The organism is Agrobacterium sp. 6Ca8 (genome assembly GCF_055382765.1).
In genome coordinates this window covers 1,752,877-1,771,158 of record NZ_AP026433.1, presented here as the reverse complement: position 1 = coordinate 1,771,158, position 18,282 = coordinate 1,752,877, and the positions used below count along the sequence as shown (strand labels likewise).

General features: G+C 59.4%; 14 protein-coding genes. 13 read left to right on the top strand and 1 reads right to left on the bottom strand.

The annotated features are described in order from the left end of the window. The first annotated feature begins 47 nt into the window (after positions 1–47). The 9 genes from ACZ5A6_RS08910 (at position 48) to ACZ5A6_RS08870 (ending at position 11,194) form a co-directional block, all read left to right on the top strand. Positions 48–1,508 carry a UDP-N-acetylmuramoyl-L-alanyl-D-glutamate--2,6-diaminopimelate ligase gene (locus tag ACZ5A6_RS08910; RefSeq protein WP_174061059.1) on the top strand — a complete coding sequence of 487 codons (1,461 nt, stop codon included), beginning with the start codon at positions 48–50 and terminating at the stop codon, positions 1,506–1,508. Next, the gene (locus tag ACZ5A6_RS08905) at positions 1,505–2,938 is read left to right on the top strand and encodes a UDP-N-acetylmuramoylalanyl-D-glutamyl-2,6-diaminopimelate--D-alanyl-D-alanine ligase (protein WP_026330779.1); all 1,434 of its coding nucleotides are present in this window, start codon (positions 1,505–1,507) and stop codon (positions 2,936–2,938) included. The genes ACZ5A6_RS08910 and ACZ5A6_RS08905 overlap by 4 nt, the downstream gene beginning before the upstream one ends. A 23-nt stretch (positions 2,939–2,961) precedes the next feature. Next, positions 2,962–4,062, top strand: coding sequence for a phospho-N-acetylmuramoyl-pentapeptide-transferase (mraY, locus tag ACZ5A6_RS08900; protein ID WP_003513226.1), 1,101 nt, complete (start codon positions 2,962–2,964; stop codon positions 4,060–4,062). 3 nt (positions 4,063–4,065) lie between these two features. Continuing rightward, positions 4,066–5,475 carry a UDP-N-acetylmuramoyl-L-alanine--D-glutamate ligase gene (gene murD / locus ACZ5A6_RS08895; protein ID WP_038491619.1) on the top strand — a complete coding sequence of 470 codons (1,410 nt, stop codon included), beginning with the start codon at positions 4,066–4,068 and terminating at the stop codon, positions 5,473–5,475. Positions 5,476–5,479: 4 nt separating this feature from the next. Beyond that, positions 5,480–6,634 carry a putative lipid II flippase FtsW gene (gene ftsW, locus ACZ5A6_RS08890; protein ID WP_003513223.1) on the top strand — a complete coding sequence of 385 codons (1,155 nt, stop codon included), beginning with the start codon at positions 5,480–5,482 and terminating at the stop codon, positions 6,632–6,634. Between the two features lie 6 nt (positions 6,635–6,640). Next, positions 6,641–7,777 (top strand): undecaprenyldiphospho-muramoylpentapeptide beta-N-acetylglucosaminyltransferase, encoded by a 1,137-nt coding sequence (gene murG, locus ACZ5A6_RS08885; protein ID WP_026330780.1) that lies wholly within the window; start codon positions 6,641–6,643, stop codon positions 7,775–7,777. Next, positions 7,774–9,189, top strand: coding sequence for a UDP-N-acetylmuramate--L-alanine ligase (gene murC, locus ACZ5A6_RS08880; protein ID WP_038491615.1), 1,416 nt, complete (start codon positions 7,774–7,776; stop codon positions 9,187–9,189). The genes murG and murC overlap by 4 nt, the downstream gene beginning before the upstream one ends. Next, positions 9,186–10,151 carry a UDP-N-acetylmuramate dehydrogenase gene (murB, locus tag ACZ5A6_RS08875; RefSeq protein WP_174061060.1) on the top strand — a complete coding sequence of 322 codons (966 nt, stop codon included), beginning with the start codon at positions 9,186–9,188 and terminating at the stop codon, positions 10,149–10,151. Before murC ends, murB begins: the two co-directional genes overlap by 4 nt. 200 nt (positions 10,152–10,351) lie before the next feature. Next, complete coding sequence (locus tag ACZ5A6_RS08870) at positions 10,352–11,194, top strand: GGDEF domain-containing protein (RefSeq protein ID WP_013636508.1); 843 nt, start codon at positions 10,352–10,354, stop codon at positions 11,192–11,194. A gap of 68 nt (positions 11,195–11,262) precedes the next feature. Here the strand turns inward: ACZ5A6_RS08870 and ACZ5A6_RS08865 are convergent, their stop codons facing one another. After that, the gene (locus tag ACZ5A6_RS08865) at positions 11,263–12,567 is read right to left on the bottom strand and encodes an MFS transporter (RefSeq protein WP_003513212.1); all 1,305 of its coding nucleotides are present in this window, start codon (positions 12,565–12,567) and stop codon (positions 11,263–11,265) included. A 542-nt stretch (positions 12,568–13,109) separates the two neighbouring features. On the opposite strand from ACZ5A6_RS08865, the gene ACZ5A6_RS08860 reads away from it, so the two are divergent. The 4 genes from ACZ5A6_RS08860 (at position 13,110) to ftsZ (ending at position 18,122) form a co-directional block, all read left to right on the top strand. Continuing rightward, complete coding sequence (locus ACZ5A6_RS08860; protein ID WP_065659192.1) at positions 13,110–14,036, top strand: D-alanine--D-alanine ligase; 927 nt, start codon at positions 13,110–13,112, stop codon at positions 14,034–14,036. After that, complete coding sequence (locus ACZ5A6_RS08855; protein ID WP_003513210.1) at positions 14,024–14,956, top strand: cell division protein FtsQ/DivIB; 933 nt, start codon at positions 14,024–14,026, stop codon at positions 14,954–14,956. The genes ACZ5A6_RS08860 and ACZ5A6_RS08855 overlap by 13 nt, the downstream gene beginning before the upstream one ends. Then, positions 14,953–16,284, top strand: a complete 1,332-nt coding sequence (ftsA, locus tag ACZ5A6_RS08850) for a cell division protein FtsA (RefSeq protein WP_003513208.1) — start codon at positions 14,953–14,955, stop codon at positions 16,282–16,284. Before ACZ5A6_RS08855 ends, ftsA begins: the two co-directional genes overlap by 4 nt. A 92-nt stretch (positions 16,285–16,376) precedes the next feature. Then, on the top strand, positions 16,377–18,122 hold the full coding sequence (ftsZ, locus tag ACZ5A6_RS08845; protein ID WP_174061061.1) for a cell division protein FtsZ: 1,746 nt from the start codon (positions 16,377–16,379) through the stop codon (positions 18,120–18,122). Positions 18,123–18,282: the final 160 nt, after the last annotated feature.

Sequence of the window (18,282 nt, the reverse complement as noted above, 5' to 3'; positions counted from 1 at the left end):
ATGGTGTTCCGGCGAATCGCGCCGGGGGGACAAGACGGACACAGTCGATGAATTTGCGAGATATATCCGGGACGGCGTTTCCGGAATTGAATGAATTGCTCCTGTCTGAGATAGGGGCAATCGAAATCGGGGGAATTACCGCAGACAGCCGCAAGGCTGCGCCCGGCTGCCTGTTCGTGGCGGTTGCGGGAACCAAGGCGGATGGCGCGGCCTATGTGAAGGACGCGGTCGCCAAGGGTGCGGTTGCCGTCGTTTCCGGGCATGCGGTGGATGCCGATGTGCCGGTCCTTGCTGTCACTGACCCGCGCCTCTACCTTTCGCTCGCCGCTTCCCGTTTTTATGGAAAACAGCCGGAAACCATGGTCGCCGTTACCGGCACCGCGGGAAAGACCTCCGTTGCCTCCTTCGTGCGGCAAATCTGGGCTTTCGCTGGCCATGCCGCCGCCCAGATCGGCACGACGGGTGTCATCGCTCCCGGCCGCGAAGATTATGGCGCGCTTACCACACCGGATCCGGTGACGCTGCATGCGCTTCTCGCCGAGCTTGCTGCCGAAGGTGTGACTCATGCAGCCATGGAAGCTTCGAGCCACGGCCTCGACCAGCGTCGACTTGATGGCGTGAAGCTCGCTGCGGCCGGCTTCACCAATCTCGGCCGTGATCACATGGACTATCACCCGACCATCGAGGACTATATGGCCGCGAAGATGCGGCTGTTTGACACGCTGATGGAAAAGGGCGCGCCAGCCGTCATTTTTGCCGACGACCCTTGGTCGGATAAGGCCATTCGCGCCGCCGCGGATGCAGGCCTCAATGTGCGCACCGTTGGCCGGAAGGGCGATTATCTGACGCTGAAGCGTGTAGAGCATTTCCGTCACAAGCAGCTGATCGAAGTGCACCATGACGGCGTGATCCACGAAGTCGACATTCCGCTGGCCGGCGATTTTCAGGTAGCCAATGCTCTCGTCGCCGCCGGTCTTGCCATGTCCACCGGCGTTTCCGCCGCAACGGCCATGAAGGCGCTTGAAAAGCTGATCGGTGCTGCCGGTCGCCTGGAACTTGTGGGCCAGACGAAGAACGGCGCGCTTGCCTATGTGGATTATGCCCACAAGCCGGATGCGCTTGAAAATGTTCTGACCTCGGTCAGGCCCTTCACCTCCGGCCGCATCATCACCGTCTTCGGCTGCGGCGGCGACCGTGACAAGGGCAAGCGCCCGATCATGGGCGAAGTGGCGACACGTCTTTCCGACATCGTCATCGTTACCGACGACAATCCGCGTTCGGAAGACGCTGCAACGATCCGTTCCGAAGTCATGGCGGCTGCGCCGGGTGCGTTGGAAATTGGCGATAGGGCAGAGGCGATCCGTCATGCGGTGTCGCTGCTTTCGAACGGCGATACGCTGATCGTCGCGGGCAAGGGGCATGAAGAGGGGCAGATCGTCGGTTCCGTGACGCTGCCGTTTTCCGATCATGAACAGGTGCGTACCGCGCTGGAAGGATTGAAGATTTGAATTGGTTATGGACAGTCGCCGACATGATCGCCATCACGGCAGGGCGTCCCGTCGGGAACCTGCCGACCGGTATCACCGGCATTTCCATCGACAGCCGGACTGTGAAGGCTGGTGAAGCATTTTTCGCCATCAAGGGCGATAGGGTCGACGGCCATGACTATACGAGTTTTGCTGTCGCCAATGGTGCGGGCCTGCTGGTCGTCGCCGAAGGCAAGCTGCCGGCCCTCGGCCGCCTGACCGTGCCCATGATCGTCGTGGAGGATGTCCTCGCGGCGCTTGGCAAGCTCGCCATTGCGGCGCGTGAAAGGACCACGGCGCGGATCATCGCGGTGACCGGTTCTGTAGGCAAGACGACGACGAAGGAAATGTTGCGGCAGGCTCTGGCGCCTTCGGGCCGGGTTCATGCGGCGGTGGCGTCCTTCAACAATCACTGGGGTGTGCCGCTGACGTTGGCGCGCATGCCCGCCGATACTGAATTCGGCGTTTTCGAAATCGGTATGAACCACTCCGGCGAAATCCGTCCGCTGGTCAAGATGGTACGTCCGCATGTCGCGATCATTACCACCATCGCGCCAGCTCATTTGGGCAATTTCAAGAACATAGAAGAGATCGCGAGCGCCAAGGCGGAGATATTCGAAGGGTTGGAGGAGGGCGGCTTCGTCATCCTCAACCGTGACAACGCCCAGTTCGAGCAACTTGAAGAAGCGGCGCAGGACCAGGGTATCGAGCATATCCTGACCTTCGGGCAGCATGCCAAGGCCGATTTCCGGCTGGCCGATTTCGAAAGCACGTCCACGGGCTCGACCATCTGGGCGATCCTGAACGGCGAAACGAGCGAATTGCACCTGAACATTCCCGGCAGGCATATTGCCGACAACGCCATGGCGGTGCTTGGCGCTGTTGCCGTCACCGGCGCCAATCTCGACCGCGCTTTCGAGGTGCTCGGAACGCTCGAGGCAGTCAAGGGGCGCGGACAGCGCCATCGACTGACGATTGAAAGCGGTTCCTTCCTGCTGATCGATGAGAGCTACAACGCCAACCCCGCCTCCATGCGGGCGGCGATTGCCGTGCTTGCGGAAACAGAAACGCAGGGTTATGGCCGTCGCGTTGCCGTTCTCGGCGACATGCTGGAGATGGGTGAATTCTCAGCCCAGCTACATGAGGAACTGGCGGGGCCGCTGCTAGCCGGTGGTATCGAACATGTCTGGCTGGCTGGGGAGGCGATGGCCGCCCTTCGCGATGCGCTTCCGGACAGTGTAACTGTCATCTGGTTCCCAACGACAGCTGAACTTGCAGATTTTGCCCTGCAATGGGTGCAACCGGGCGATGCGCTGATGGTAAAATCGTCACTTGGGCTGGGTTTCGGCAAGATTGTCGCGGCACTGCTTGACAAGTATCCGGCATTCCCCGAGACGGAACGCCAAGTCTGAAATAGCCTTTTGAAAGGGCAATTATGCTGATCTGGCTCGTCGAACTGTCGGATAAAATTCAAGTCTTCAACCTCTTCCGGTACATCACCTTCCGGGCGGGTGCGGCGATGTTCACCTCTGCGTTGATCGTCTTCCTTTTCGGACCGGCGATCATCAATTCGCTGCGCGTGCGCCAGGGCAAGGGCCAGCCAATCCGCGCCGACGGGCCGCAGACGCATTTCAAGAAGGCTGGCACGCCAACCATGGGCGGGCTGATGATCCTCGCCGGTATTCTCGGCGGTTCGCTGCTCTGGGGTGACCTGTCGAACGTCTACGTCGTCGCCGTTCTGATGGTGACGCTCGGCTTCGGGGCTATCGGCTTTTACGACGACTATCTCAAGGTGACGAAGCAGAGCGACAAGGGCTTTTCCGGCAAAGCCCGTCTCGGCATCGAATTCCTGATTGCGGCGATTGCCGTGTTCTTCATGATGAAGGTGGCGCTTGCTTCCGCACCGCATGGCGGCACGCTCGGAAGCTCCATCGCCTTTCCGTTCTTCAAGGAACTCGTGATCAATCTCGGCTATTTCTTCGTGCTGTTCGGTGCTTTCGTGATTGTCGGCGCCGGCAATGCGGTTAACCTGACCGACGGTCTCGATGGTCTCGCCATCGTGCCTGTCATGATTGCAGCCGCCACCTTCGGCGTGATTGCTTATCTCGCCGGTAACGCGGTTTTCGCCAATTACCTGCAGATCAACTTCGTGCCCGGAACGGGTGAGCTCGCTGTCATCGTCGGCGCGGTGGTCGGGGCTGGCCTCGGCTTCCTGTGGTTCAACGCGCCGCCCGCCGCCATCTTCATGGGTGATACGGGTTCGCTGGCGCTCGGCGGCCTCATCGGCTCCATCGCTGTCGCCACCAAGCACGAGATCGTCATGGTCATCGTCGGCGGCCTGTTCGTGATGGAAACACTCTCGGTCATCATCCAGGTTTTCTGGTTCAAGCGCACCGGCAGGCGCGTTTTCCTGATGGCGCCCATCCACCATCATTTCGAGAAAAAAGGCTGGACGGAAAGCCAGGTGGTCATCCGTTTCTGGATCATTTCCGTCGGTCTGGCGCTGCTCGGCCTCGCTACGCTGAAGCTGAGGTGAGCGATGATCCCGGTCTCGTCGTTCAGAGGTAAGAAGGTCGCGCTTTTCGGGCTTGGCGGTTCGGGCCTCGTCACGGCCCGGGCACTGGTTGCCGGCGGCGCGGATGTCGTTGCTTTCGACGATAATCCCGACAGCGTCGCCAAGGCTGAGGCCGAAGGGATAACGACGGCTGATCTTCGAACGATAGACTGGCATTCCTTTTCGTCTTTCGTGCTCGCACCCGGCGTGCCGCTAACGCATCCGAAGCCGCACTGGTCGGTCGATCTTGCCCGGGCGGCGGGTGTCGAGATTATCGGCGATATCGAGCTTTTCATTCGCGAGCGCCGGGCGCATGCGCCGGATTGCCCCTTCATCGCCATCACCGGCACGAACGGCAAATCCACGACGACCGCACTGATTGCCCATATCCTCAAGGCTTCGGGCCGCGATACACAACTCGGCGGCAATATCGGCACTGCCGTGCTGAGCCTCGATCCGCCGAAAGCGCAACGTTTCTATGTCGTTGAATGCTCGTCCTACCAGATCGATCTGGCGCCGACGATCAATCCGACGGCCGGCATTCTGCTCAATCTGACGCCCGACCATCTCGACCGGCACGGCACCATGCAGCATTATGCCGATGTCAAGGAACGGCTTGTGGCCGGTAGTGGCACGGCAATTGTCGGCGTTGATGACAGCTATTCCACGCTGATCGCCGACCGCATCGAGCGTGCCGGCGTGAAGGTGGAGCGCATTTCCAAGCGCAATGTCGTTTCCGAAGGTCTTTACGCCGAAGGCAGCCGCATCCTGCGGGCGCATGGGGGCAAGTCCTCGCTGCTGGTCGATCTCGACGGCATCCAGACGCTTCGCGGCAGCCACAATGCCCAGAATGCAGCGGCTGCAATTGCCGCATGCCTTGCCGTCGGCGTTTCCGAAGAGGACGTTCGCGCAGGTCTCAAGTCCTTCCCCGGCCTAAAACATCGCATGCAGCCGGTCGGTCGGCGCGGCAATGTCACTTTCGTCAATGACAGCAAGGCTACCAATGCCGATGCAGCAGCACCCGCCTTGTCGAGCTATGAGCGCATCTATTGGATCGCGGGCGGTCTGCCAAAGGCCGGCGGCATTGCCAGCCTTGCGCCCCTGTTTCCGCGCATCGCCAAGGCCTATCTGATCGGCGAGGCCGCGGCGGAATTTGCAGCGACGCTCGGCGAAGCCGTGCCTTATGAAATATCCGGCACGCTGGACAAGGCGGTGCAGCATGCGGCGGCGGATGCGGAAAAAGATGCGACGGCCGGCAATATCGTGATGTTATCCCCGGCTTGCGCAAGCTTCGACCAATATAAGAACTTTGAAATCAGAGGTGATTCGTTCGTCGCGCAGGTTGCGGCGCTCGATGGCGTGACGATGCTCGTTCACTCTGGAAAAGGGGGCTGAGGCCATGGTAAGCCGAGTTGATCGCGGTCCGGTCGCGGAATGGTTCTGGACCATCGACCGTTTCTTTCTGGCGGCGTTCATCGCGCTGATGGGCATCGGCCTGATGCTGTCATTTGCGGCATCGCCGGCGGTTGCCGAACGCATCGGTCTCAACAGCTTCTTCTTCGTGGAACGTCAGGCGATGTTCATGGTGCCTTCGCTGGCGATCATGATCGGTCTTTCCTTCCTGTCGCCGCGTCAGGTCCGGCGCGTGGCGGTGATGATGCTGATCGCGTCGCTGCTGATGATGATTTTCGCGCTGTTCTTCGGTATCGAGGTCAAGGGCGCACGGCGCTGGATTTCCATCGGCAGCTTCTCGATCCAGCCATCGGAATTCATGAAACCCGCCTTCGTCATTGTCTGCGCCTGGCTGTTTGCCGAACGCGCGCGTCACCCCGAAATTCCCGGTAACCTCTTTGCCATCATCACCTTCGGTATCGTGGCGGCACTTCTGATCGCCCAGCCCGACTTTGGCCAGACCATCCTGACATCGGTGGTGTGGGGCGGCATGTTCTTCATGGCCGGTGTTCCGTGGTTCTGGATCATCGTGCTCGGCGGCCTCGGCGTTCTCGGCATCGTCTCCGCCTATCTGCTCCTGCCGCACGTCGCCGGCCGTATCGACCGTTTCTGGACCGGTGAGGGTGATACCTTCCAGGTGGATACGGCGCGCGAGGCGATCATTCGTGGCGACTGGTTCGGTCGCGGCCCGGGTGAGGGCATCGTCAAGCGTATCATTCCCGACAGCCATACCGACTTCATCTTCTCGGTGGCGGCGGAAGAATTCGGCATTGTTTTCTGCATGTTCCTTGTGGCGATCTTCGCCTTCATCGTGTTGCGCGGCCTCTCGCACGCCTTCAGGGAAAAAGACGATTTCTGCCGCTTTGCCGTGGCCGGTCTGGTCCTGCAGATCGGCATGCAGTCGATGATCAATATCGGCGTTAATCTGGAGCTGATGCCCGCCAAGGGCATGACGCTGCCGCTGATTTCCTATGGTGGTTCGTCGATGATGGCGATCTGCGTCACGGCAGGCTTCCTTCTGGCGCTGACACGCCACAGGCCGGAAAAGAGGGCGCAGGAGCGCAGCTTCTTCCGCGTCGGTTCCGGCGTTCCTGCGGAGTAAATGATCATGAGCAAGGGTATTGTTCTGCTCGCCGCCGGGGGTACCGGCGGCCATGTCTTTCCAGCCGAGGCCTTGGCGCACACGCTGAAAGCGCGCGGTTATCAGGTGCATCTGGTCACCGACAGCCGTGCCGAGCGTTATGCGGGAAAGTTTCCGGCGGAAGAAATTCACGTCGTTCCATCCGCCACCATCGGTTCGAAAAACCCGATTTCCGTGGCGCGTTCGCTGTGGAAGCTGTGGACAGGGCTGCGTTCAGCGCGCCGGCTGATCTCGAAGCTGAAGCCGGTTGCGGTCGTCGGCTTTGGCGGTTATCCCACCGTGCCGCCGCTGCTTGCCTCGACCGGGCTTGGCGTGCCATCGATCATTCACGAGCAGAATGCGGTGATGGGTCGAGCCAACAAGGCGCTGGCGGCCCGTGTGAAGGCGATTGCCGGTGGTTTTCTGCCGCCCGCCAACGGCCAATATTCCGACAAGACGGTTGCGACCGGCAATCCCGTGCGCCCGGCGGTGCTGGCGGCGTCAGAGATACCCTATACGCCTTCGCAGACCGGCGAGACGTTCCAGCTCGTGGTTTTTGGCGGCAGCCAGGGAGCGCAGTTCTTTTCCAGCGCGGTTCCGGCGGCGATCTGCCTGTTGAAGGATGAACAGCGCAAGCGCATCGTCGTGACCCAGCAGGCGCGCCCCGAAGACAAGGACAGTGTGATCTCCTCGTATCAGAAGCTGGGCGTGAAGGCGGATGTCTCGCCTTTCTTCGGCGACATGGCCTCCCGCATCGGTGAGGCCGATCTGGTCATCAGCCGTTCGGGTGCGTCGACGGTATCGGAGCTTTCGGTCATCGGCCGACCCTCGATCCTCGTGCCTTATCCGCATGCGCTGGATCACGATCAGGCGGCCAATGCGGCAGCGCTTTCGGCAGCCGGCGGTGCAAGCGTCATCAAGCAGGCGGAACTGTCGCCGCAGAAGCTCTCCGGCCTTCTGTCCTCGGCGCTGTCCGAGCCGGATCGGTTGTCCGCAACGGCGGCGGCGGCCAAGGCGACAGGAAAACCGCACGCGGCAGATGTACTGGCCGATCTGGTCGAGGCGATTGCGAGCGGAAAGTCCGTACAGGAATTCAAGAAGAACATTGAAGGAGTTGAGGCATGAAGATGCCGAAAGCCATAGGCCTTGTCCATTTCATCGGCATAGGCGGGATCGGCATGAGCGGCATTGCCGAAGTGCTTCACAATCTCGGTCATCGCGTACAGGGCTCCGACCAGGCCGACAGCGCCAATGTGCAGCGCCTGCGCGACAAGGGCATCGAGGTCTTCGTCGGCCATACGGCGGATAATCTAGGTGATGCCGAGGTCGTGGTCGTTTCCACCGCGATCAAGAAGAACAATCCGGAGCTGATCGCCGCGCGGGAAAAACACCTGCCGATCGTTCGCCGTGCCGAAATGCTGGCCGAGTTGATGCGTTTCCGCAACGCCATTGCCATCGGTGGCACGCACGGCAAGACCACGACAACTTCGATGGTCGCGACCCTGCTGGAAGCCGGCAATCTCGACCCGACCGTGATCAACGGCGGCATCATCAACGCCTATGGCACCAACGCCCGCATGGGCGAGGGCGAGTGGATGGTGGTGGAGGCCGATGAATCCGATGGCACATTCCTGAAGCTTCCGGCCGATGTGGCCGTGATCACCAATATCGACCCGGAACATCTTGACCACTACGGCAATTTCGACGCCGTGCGCGCTGCTTTCCGGCAATTCGTGGAGAATGTTCCGTTCTACGGCTTCGGCGTCATGTGTCTCGACCATCCCGAGGTGCAGGCTTTGGTTGGGCGTATCGAAGACCGTAAGGTCATCACCTATGGTGAGAACCCACAGGCCGACGTGCGGTTTTCGAATGTGCGCATCGATGGCACGCGGTCTATCTTCGATGTGGAAATTCGCCGGCGCCGCACCGGCAAGATATTCTCCTTCACCGATCTCGTCCTACCGATGCCCGGTCGCCACAATGTTTCGAACGCAACGGCTGCGATTGCCGTCGCCAATCGTCTCGGTATTTCGGAAGCGGACATCAAGAAGGGCCTCGCCTCCTTTGCCGGCGTCAAGCGTCGTTTCACGCTGACGGGCGAAGCCAATGGCGTGCAGGTCTTCGACGATTACGGCCACCATCCGGTTGAGATCAAGGCTGTGCTCGCGGCTGCGCGCGAAGCCTGCAAGGGCCGCATCATCGCCGTGCATCAGCCGCACCGCTACAGCCGCCTTTCCAGCCTGTTCGATGATTTCGCGCATTGTTTTAACGATGCCGATACGATTATTCTTGCTCCGGTCTATGCAGCGGGCGAAGATCCGATCGAGGGCGCAAGCTCGGAAGCGCTGGTCTCCGCAATCAAGGCTGCCGGCCATCGCGATGCCCGTTTTCTCGAAAAACGGGAAGATCTCGCGTCAGTGGTTGCAGGCATTGCGAATCCGGGCGATTTCGTGGTTCTCTTGGGGGCCGGAAATATCACGCAATGGGCGGCAGCGCTGCCTTCGGAATTGAAGAGCATATCAGGAAAGTCTGAATGAGACAGGTCGATGGGGTTAAATTGCTGGGGAGGCTCGGCGACGGGGTAAAGGAATTGCGGGGACGTCTGACACCGGATGCGCCCATGGACCGCGTGACGTGGTTCAGAGCCGGCGGTCTTGCGGAAGTCATGTTCCAGCCGCACGATACCGACGATCTGGTTACATTCCTGAAAATCCTTCCGGAGGACGTGCCGTTGACCGTGGTCGGTGTCGGCTCGAACCTTCTGGTGCGCGATGGCGGCATTCCAGGTGTCGTCGTCCGTCTTTCCGCCAAAGGTTTCGGCTCGGTGGAGCTTTCGGGTGAAAACCGCATCAAGGCAGGTGCGATCTGCCCGGACAAGCATATTGCCGCGATGGCCATGGATAATGGCATTGGCGGTTTCCATTTCTATTACGGTATTCCCGGCTCCATCGGCGGCGCTCTGCGCATGAATGCGGGCGCCAACGGCGGTGAAACGTGTGAGCGTGTCGTGGAGGTTTATGCGGTGGACCGTCAGGGCAACCAGCATGTGCTCTCCAATGCGGATATGGATTACAGCTATCGCCACTCCGGCGCCGATGCTGGTCTGATCTTCACCGGCGCCCTGTTTGAGGGTTATCCGGAAGACCGCGCGAAGATCCGCGCCGATATGGACGCCGTGCGTCACCACCGCGAAACCGTGCAGCCGATCCGTGAACAGACCGGTGGATCAACCTTCAAGAACCCCGAAGGTCATTCCGCCTGGGAGCTGATCGACGAAGCGGGCGGTCGCGGTCTGGTCATCGGCGGTGCGCAGATGTCATCGCTGCATTGCAATTTCATGATCAATACCGGCCATGCGACCGGTTACGATCTGGAATATCTGGGCGAGACCATTCGCAAGCGCGTGTTCGAGAAGTCGGGCATTCGGCTGGAGTGGGAAATCAAACGGCTTGGCCTATTCATGCCGGGTCGTGAAGTGGAGCCCTTCCTCGGCGCCTGAAAATTGCGATGCCTCGCGATTGCCATGAGCAACTGCGTTAGCCGTTTTATATCTCTCCTGGCAGCACCAAGCGGCCAGGAGTTTTTGTTTCATATCACCCTTGGCGACGGGTAACGGTCGATCAATAGTTTTTATCTATAAGCAGTATTTAGATTACGGGAGAGGCAGCGTTGCGCCACTCTACTGCTTGGGTGATATTTATGAGCATTTTCATTGCCGATCGCGTAAGCGGACAGCTGTCACGTTTTTTAAGCGAACTCGTCGCGATAACGACTTTCACCGTGGCGACACCGGATGGATGGCGTCGGCTTGACCCGGTACAGTCATCATTTCGATTGGCTTGCCTGATCGCTTCCATAGCCGCCGTTATCTGTGTCGTTGCGATCCTGACGATGGCGCAGTTGGACCTGGTCTCGGACTTGAGCAATGGGCTCACAATCGGCCTGGTCCTTAGTACGACAATCTCTTTCACCGTCGGTTTTTTAATTTGCTGGCTCAATGCTAGGCAGATGCAGTTACTGATCCAGTCACACGAGCGTTTTGCGCAGCTCAGCCAGACTGATGCTCTGACAGGTCTTCACAACCGGCTAGGTCTTTATTCGAATTGCGTTCACCTGAGCACGCCGTATTGCGTCGCATTTATCGACATTGATCATTTTAAGTCCGTGAATGACAGGTATGGCCATTTGGCTGGTGACATGGTTATCTCCAGTGTTGCCAAGACAATTCGGGAAGGTTTCGATGAAGCCGCTCATGTGGCGCGGATGGGCGGTGAAGAGTTTGTCGTCGTCCACACCCTTGCCCCGGACCGGTTCCTGGAACTGTGCGAAGGCGTCCGTGAGAAGATCGCGACGACAACGGTTCATTTTCAGGATTTGCAGATCAGTACCACCATCTCGATAGGTGTGGCCTTGCGCGGGAACAGGGAGATTTTCGAGAAGGTCATGCACAGTGCGGATATGGCGCTCTACGAGGCGAAACGTAGCGGGCGTAATCGCATCTGTTCGTCGGGCGCGAAAGGTGGCCGTCAAATTATCGCCTGAGGATCATCACAGACGAAAAAGGCCGCGAAAGGTGATTTCGCGGCCTAGATCTTTTAGTGGCCTGTCGCTCAGACTTCATCCTTGCGGGACAGAAGAATGCAGGCGAGCGTGATGAGGGCGGATACGCAGAGGTAATATCCGACATATCCCATGCCGTAATTCACCTGCAGCCATGTGGCGATGTAGGGTGCCAGCGATGCGCCGAAGATGCCTGCCATGTTGAAGGTGATGGACGAGCCGGTGTAGCGCACCCTTGTCGGGAAGGGGGCGGCAAGCGCCGTTCCAATCAGGCCGTAGGTCATGCCCATCAGCGTCATCGCAAGAGCCGCGAAGATGAAGATCGAACCTTCGCCGCCTGTCATCAGGGTAGGCAGCAGGAACGAGAACAGGCCGATCAGCACCGTCGTCAGGATCAGGATTTCGCGACGGCCGAAGCGCTCAGCGAGCTTGCCGGCGATCGGGATGAAGATGCCGAAAACGATGGAGCCCATGATCTGCACTTCGAGTGCGTCGAGGAACGGGATTTTCAGAACCTTGACGTTGTAGGACAGCAGATAGGCGGTACCGATATAGAACAGCACGAAGGTAGCCAGCGCCACGAAAGTGCCGAGCGCGAGGCTGCGCTTGTGGTTGCGGAACAGTTCCACGACCGGCACGGCAACACGTTCTTCCTTTTCGATCGCCTTCTGGAAGGCTGGCGTTTCCGTGATCGACAGACGAACCCACATGCCAACCGCGATCAGGATGATCGAAGCGACGAAGGGAATGCGCCAGCCCCAGCTCAGAAGCGCTTCCTGCGACATGAAGTGCAGCAGGATCCAGAAGACGCCGGAGGAGAGGAACAGACCGACGGGCGCGCCGAGCTGCGGAAACATCCCGTACCAGCTGCGCTTGCCGGGAGGAGCGTTTTCCGTGGCCAGCAGGACCGCGCCGCCCCATTCTCCGCCAAGACCGAAGCCCTGACCGAAGCGGCAAAGCGCCAGCAACAGAGGTGCCAGAACACCGGCTGTCTCATAGGACGGCAGAAGGCCGATCACGACCGTCGATACGCCCATGGTCAGCAGAGCGGCGACAAGCGTAGCTTTACGGCCGACGCGGTCACCATAATGGCCGAAAACGACGGCGCCGAGCGGGCGGGCGAAAAAGGCGATGGAGAAGGTGGCGAAGGATGCCAGAAGTGCCGTCATCGGATCATTGTTCGGGAAGAACAATGTCGGAAACACGAGCACTGCGGCCGTGGCGTAAACGTAAAAATCGAAAAACTCGATGGTCGTGCCGACCAGGCTGGCAGTGAGAACTCGTGCAGGCGAATTTGTCTTTACAACGTTCGAATTGCCAGCTGTCGGCGATACCGGAGATATCGCGTCAGTCATGGTTTTGGTCCCATTTTTGGATGATTGCATGTCATGCCTTGGGAGGCATTGACTGCGTTAACGCAATTTTTGTTCTTTTGGAATGCTAAAAAAGAAATAATGCGGACAATGTGATCGGCTGGTACGACAGGGACCGCAGCGTGTGCGAGGACGCAGTCTCAAGATTGAGAGACTGATTCAGGCGACGGATTTAAAATGCTGAAACGTCAGATAATTTTCGCTGGGGAAAAGCGTCATCCGTTAACGTTTTCGCCTTGTCTTTATCAGGGATAGAAGTGTGCGGCACCCTCGTTGTATTTCCGATCATTGAAAACCTGCATGTTGCAATCCGTCCAACTCTCTGATTCCAAGGAGGTAATTCGGATCGATGCTGATTCTTTAATGGAACTGGCATGTTGGGCGCGGCGGTTAACGAAAGTAAACGATTCATTAACCTTAATGGCGTTTAACTGATCTCAAGGATCATGTGCCAGAATCACCGTTCGTCAAATTCGGTTGGTTCCGGTGCGGTTCGTAGCGGAGATTTGGTGTCAGAGGTATCGATGGGCGGCAAGCACGTAGCTGTTCTTTTGGGTGGGTTTTCGTCGGAGCGGCCGGTCAGCCTCTCGTCCGGGAACGCTTGCGCGCTCGCCCTTGAGGGCGAGGGGTACAAGGTCACCCGGGTCGATGTGGGGCGCGATATCGCCGCCGTACTCGGCGAGCTGCGCCCGGATGTCGCCTTCAATGCGCTGCATGGCCCCTTCGGCGAAGACGGCACCATTCAGGGCATTCTCGAATATCTCGCCATTCCCTATACCCATTCCGGCGTGCTCGCTTCTGCACTTGCCATGGACAAGGCGCAGGCCAAGAAAGTGGCTGCGGCTGCCGGCATTCCGGTGGCTGACGAACGCGTCATGAACCGGTTCGAATTCACCAGCGAACATCCGCTTGCGCCGCCCTACGTCGTGAAGCCGGTGCGCGAAGGCTCGAGCTTCGGTGTGGTGATCGTCAAGGAAGACCAGTCGCATCCGCCGCAAATCCTTACTTCGTCCGAATGGCGTTACGGCGACCAAGTCATGGTCGAGCGTTACATCCATGGTCGCGAACTGACCTGCGGCGTGGTCGACGGCGAGGCGCTAGGTGTGACGGAAGTGGTGCCGCTGGGTCACAATTTCTATGATTATGACGCTAAATACGCAGCCGGTGGCTCAAAGCATGTCATTCCGGCAGAAATTTCACCAAAAATTTACCAAAAAATTCAAACACTGGCGGTTATGGCGCATCGGGCGATCGGGTGCCGTGGCGTAAGCCGTTCAGACTTTCGTTACGACGACCGCTTCTCAGAAGATGGCGAAGTTATCTGGCTTGAAGTGAATACGCAGCCGGGCATGACGCCGACCTCCCTGGTGCCGGAAATGGCGGCCCATGCTGGCCGCTCCTTTGGTAACCTTGTCAGCTGGATGGTGGAGGACGCTTCGTGTTTGCGGTGACCGGCAAAAAGTCGACGGCAAAAAAGCGCGAGCAATTCGTGGCGACGGCAAATGCCGACGATCGCAGGGTGCTGCCGCGTCCGCTGCGTCGTTTCGTGCGTTTCGGTGTCAGCCTTGCGACCGGACGCATCCACATTCCCGCCCATACCGGCACGATTTCGGCTGTTGCCTTTTACGCGGTGATCGGGCTTTACGGCATGTCGCTTGGCGGACATACGAATATCGTCACCCAGACCACGACATCGGCCGCCGGTTTTGCGGTCGAGGACGTCAAGGTATCCGGCAATTTGCAGACATCGGAAATCGAAGTCTTCCAGCTTCTCGGCCTTGACGGCAGCACCTCCCTGATTGCGCTTGATATCGATGCGGCACGCCGCAAGCTCGTCCAGCTTCCCTGGGTCGAAGATGTCGATATCCGCAAGGTCTATCCGAAGACGGTTGAGGTTCGCCTGAAGGAGCGTGAAGCTTTCGGCATCTGGCAGCATGGCACGGAACTGTCGCTGATCGAAAAAAGCGGGAGCGTGATCGCGCCGCTGCGTGACAATAAATTTGCCGCCCTGCCGCTTTTCGTCGGACGTGACGCGGAAACGGGTGCTGCCGGTTTCGTCGCGCAACTGGCCGATTGGCCGGAAATTCGCAACCGCGTTCGCGCCTATGTTCGCATTGCCGGCCGCCGCTGGGATCTGCATCTCGACAACGGCATCGTCGTCAAGCTGCCGGAAGAGAACCTGCCGCAGGCACTGCAATTGCTGGCACGGCTCGATCTCGAGGAAAAGGTTCTGTCGCGTGATGTCGCTGCCGTCGATCTGCGTCTGACGGACCGCACAACGATCCAGTTGACCGAAGGTGCAGCAGAGCGCCGCCAGACGGCGGTAGATGCACGCACGAAGGCACTCAAGAAAGCGGAGAAGAACACATGAGCTTTTTTGGTTCTTCCCATTTCGGCCTGCCTCGTCTGAAGCCGCTGTCTTCCAAACGCAGCCACATCGTCTCGGTGCTCGACATCGGCTCGACCAAGGTCGTTTGCATGATCGGACGGCTGACGCCGCGCCAGGAAAGCGAAATCCTGCCGGGTCGCACCCACAAGGTGGAAATCATCGGCATTGGTCACCAGCGCTCGCGCGGTGTGAAATCCGGCGTGATCGCCGATCTTGACGCGCTCGAAGGCGTGATCCGTCTTTCGGTGGATGCGGCCGAGCGCATGGCAGGCCTGACCGTCGACAGCCTGATCGTCAATGTCTCCGCCGGCCGGCTGGCAAGCGACATCTATACCGCGAGCATCGATCTCGGCGGACAGGAAGTCGAAGCAAGCGACCTGCGCAAGGTTCTGGTGGCGGCGAGCCAGCAGTCCATGCGTCAGGACCGGGCGATCCTGCATTCGCTGCCAACAGGCTATTCGCTGGATGGCGAGCGCGGCATTCGTGATCCGCTGTCGATGTATGGCGATCTTCTCGGTGTCGACATGCATGTGGTGACTGTCGAACGCACGGCGCTGAAGAACCTCGAGCTTTGCGTCAATCGCGCGCATCTCTCGGTCGAGGGCATGGTGGCGACGCCCTATGCCAGCGGTCTTGCGGCATTGGTCGATGACGAGGTCGAGCTTGGCTGTGCGGCCATCGACATGGGCGGCGGCACCACGACGATCTCGGTTTTCGCCGAAGGCCGTCTCATTCATACCGACGCGATCGGCCTTGGCGGTCATCACGTTACGACAGATCTTGCACGAGGCCTCTCGACACGAATCGAAGATGCGGAGAGACTGAAGGTGGTGCATGGTTCGGCTTTGCTGAATGGCGCGGATGAGCGCGACATGATTTCGATCCCGCCGATTGGCGAAGATGATCGCGATCAACCATCGCAAGTTTCAAGGGCACTTGTTACCCGCATCGTGCGGGCGCGTATCGAAGAGACGCTGGAATTGATCCGTGATCGTATCCAGAAGTCCGGCTTCAGCCCCATCGTCGGCAAACGTGTTGTCCTGACGGGCGGCGCGAGCCAGCTGACGGGGCTGCCGGAAACGGCACGGCGCATTCTTGCCCGCAACGTTCGTATCGGCCGCCCCATGGGGGTTGCGGGTCTTCCGGTTGCGGCAAAGGGACCGGCATTTTCAACCGCATGCGGACTGATGATTTATCCGCAGGTGGCGGACATCGAAATTCATGCGGCGCAAGGCGGAATGTTCTCGCCGTTTGGTACGGGTAGCGGCCGGATAGCCCGGGTAGGGCAATGGCTGAAAGAGAGTTTCTGAGTGGCCTCGTGGCGTGAGCCTGAGGTTTCCAAGTTGAGTTTTCAAGAATCGGCCAGCGGGGCGATGCGGCCAGAGAAAGAAGGAATGGTAAAATGACGATACAGCTGCAAAAGCCTGATATCACCGAGCTGAAGCCACGCATCACTGTTTTCGGTGTCGGCGGCGGTGGCGGTAACGCTGTCAACAACATGATCACGGCTGGCCTCCAGGGTGTCGATTTCGTCGTCGCCAACACGGATGCACAGGCTCTGACCATGACGAAGGCAGACCGGGTCATCCAGCTCGGCGTCAACGTCACCGAGGGTCTCGGTGCCGGTTCCCAGCCGGAAGTCGGACGCGCCGCCGCTGAAGAATGCATCGATGAGATCATCGATCACCTGAACGGCACCCACATGTGCTTCGTCACTGCCGGCATGGGTGGTGGTACAGGCACCGGTGCTGCACCTGTCGTTGCACAGGCTGCCCGCAACAAGGGCATCCTGACGGTCGGCGTCGTTACCAAGCCTTTCCATTTCGAAGGCGGTCGCCGCATGCGTCTTGCCGAACAGGGCATCGAGGAACTGCAGAAGTCCGTCGATACGCTGATCGTCATTCCGAACCAGAACCTCTTCCGCATTGCCAACGACAAGACGACCTTTGCCGATGCCTTCGCCATGGCTGACCAGGTTCTCTATTCCGGCGTTGCCTGCATTACCGATCTGATGGTGAAGGAAGGTCTCATCAACCTCGACTTCGCTGACGTTCGCTCGGTCATGCGTGAAATGGGCCGCGCAATGATGGGTACTGGCGAAGCTTCCGGTCCGGGCCGTGCGATGCAGGCTGCGGAAGCGGCAATCGCCAACCCGCTGCTCGACGAAACCTCGATGAAGGGCGCACAGGGCCTCCTGATCTCCATCACCGGCGGTCGCGATCTTACCCTGTTCGAAGTCGACGAAGCGGCTACCCGTATTCGCGAAGAAGTCGATCCGGATGCGAACATCATCCTCGGCGCAACCTTCGACGAGGCACTTGAAGGTCTCATCCGCGTCTCCGTCGTCGCGACCGGCATCGACCGCGTTGCGGGCGTTGGCGAACAGAACGTTGCCGATATGCGCGCCGCAGCCGCCAAGCCGCTTATCCGTCCTTCCGCGGCCGTTGCTCCCGCTCCGGCCGCAGTTCAGCCTGCACAAGCAGTATCGCAGGCACCAAAGACCGTAGACCAGATCGCCCAGACCATCCGTTCGGCGGAAGCCGAAATGGAACGTGAACTTGGTTTCGCAGCACACCAGCAGCCCTCTCAGGATTTCCGTCCGCAGAGCAAGCTGTTTGCATCCGCTCCGGCTGAAGCACCGGCAGCTCTCCGTCCGGCCCAGCCGGTTCAGCAGGCTGCTCCGGCACCTGTTGCCCCGGCACCGGTTTATCATGCGCCGGAACAGGTTGCCGCTCCGCGTCTGCAGCAGCCGCAGGCTCCGGTCTATCAGGAGCAGGCTCCTGTTGCCCGCCAGCCCGAGCCTGTCCGCATGCCGAAGGTTGAGGACTTTCCGCCGGTCGTGAAGGCCGAGATGGATCACCGTGCCCACGCAGCTCCTGCAGCCCAGGAAGAGCGTGGTCCGATGGGTCTTCTGAAGCGCATCACCAACTCGCTTGGCCGACGCGAAGAGGAAGAAGTTCCTTCCGAAATGATGGATGCGCCGAGCATGGCGCCGCAGCAGCGCCGCGCACTTTCGCCGGAAGCCAGCCTCTACGCTCCGCGTCGTGGCCAGCTTGACGATCACGGTCGTGCGACGCCTTCTTCGTCAAGCCACCATGACGACGACCAGCTGGAAATTCCGGCGTTCCTGCGTCGCCAGTCCAACTAACAGCGATTCCGTTCGCCTCTCCAAACGCCCGGGTCACACGACCCGGGCGTTTTGTTTTATTGTGCGTTATTAACAGTAAATTAATTCATCTTTTCAATGGCTTGTGCGTGTAACAATCCGAAACGAACAGTGATTTGTCCTGGCACTTTCATGTGCGTAT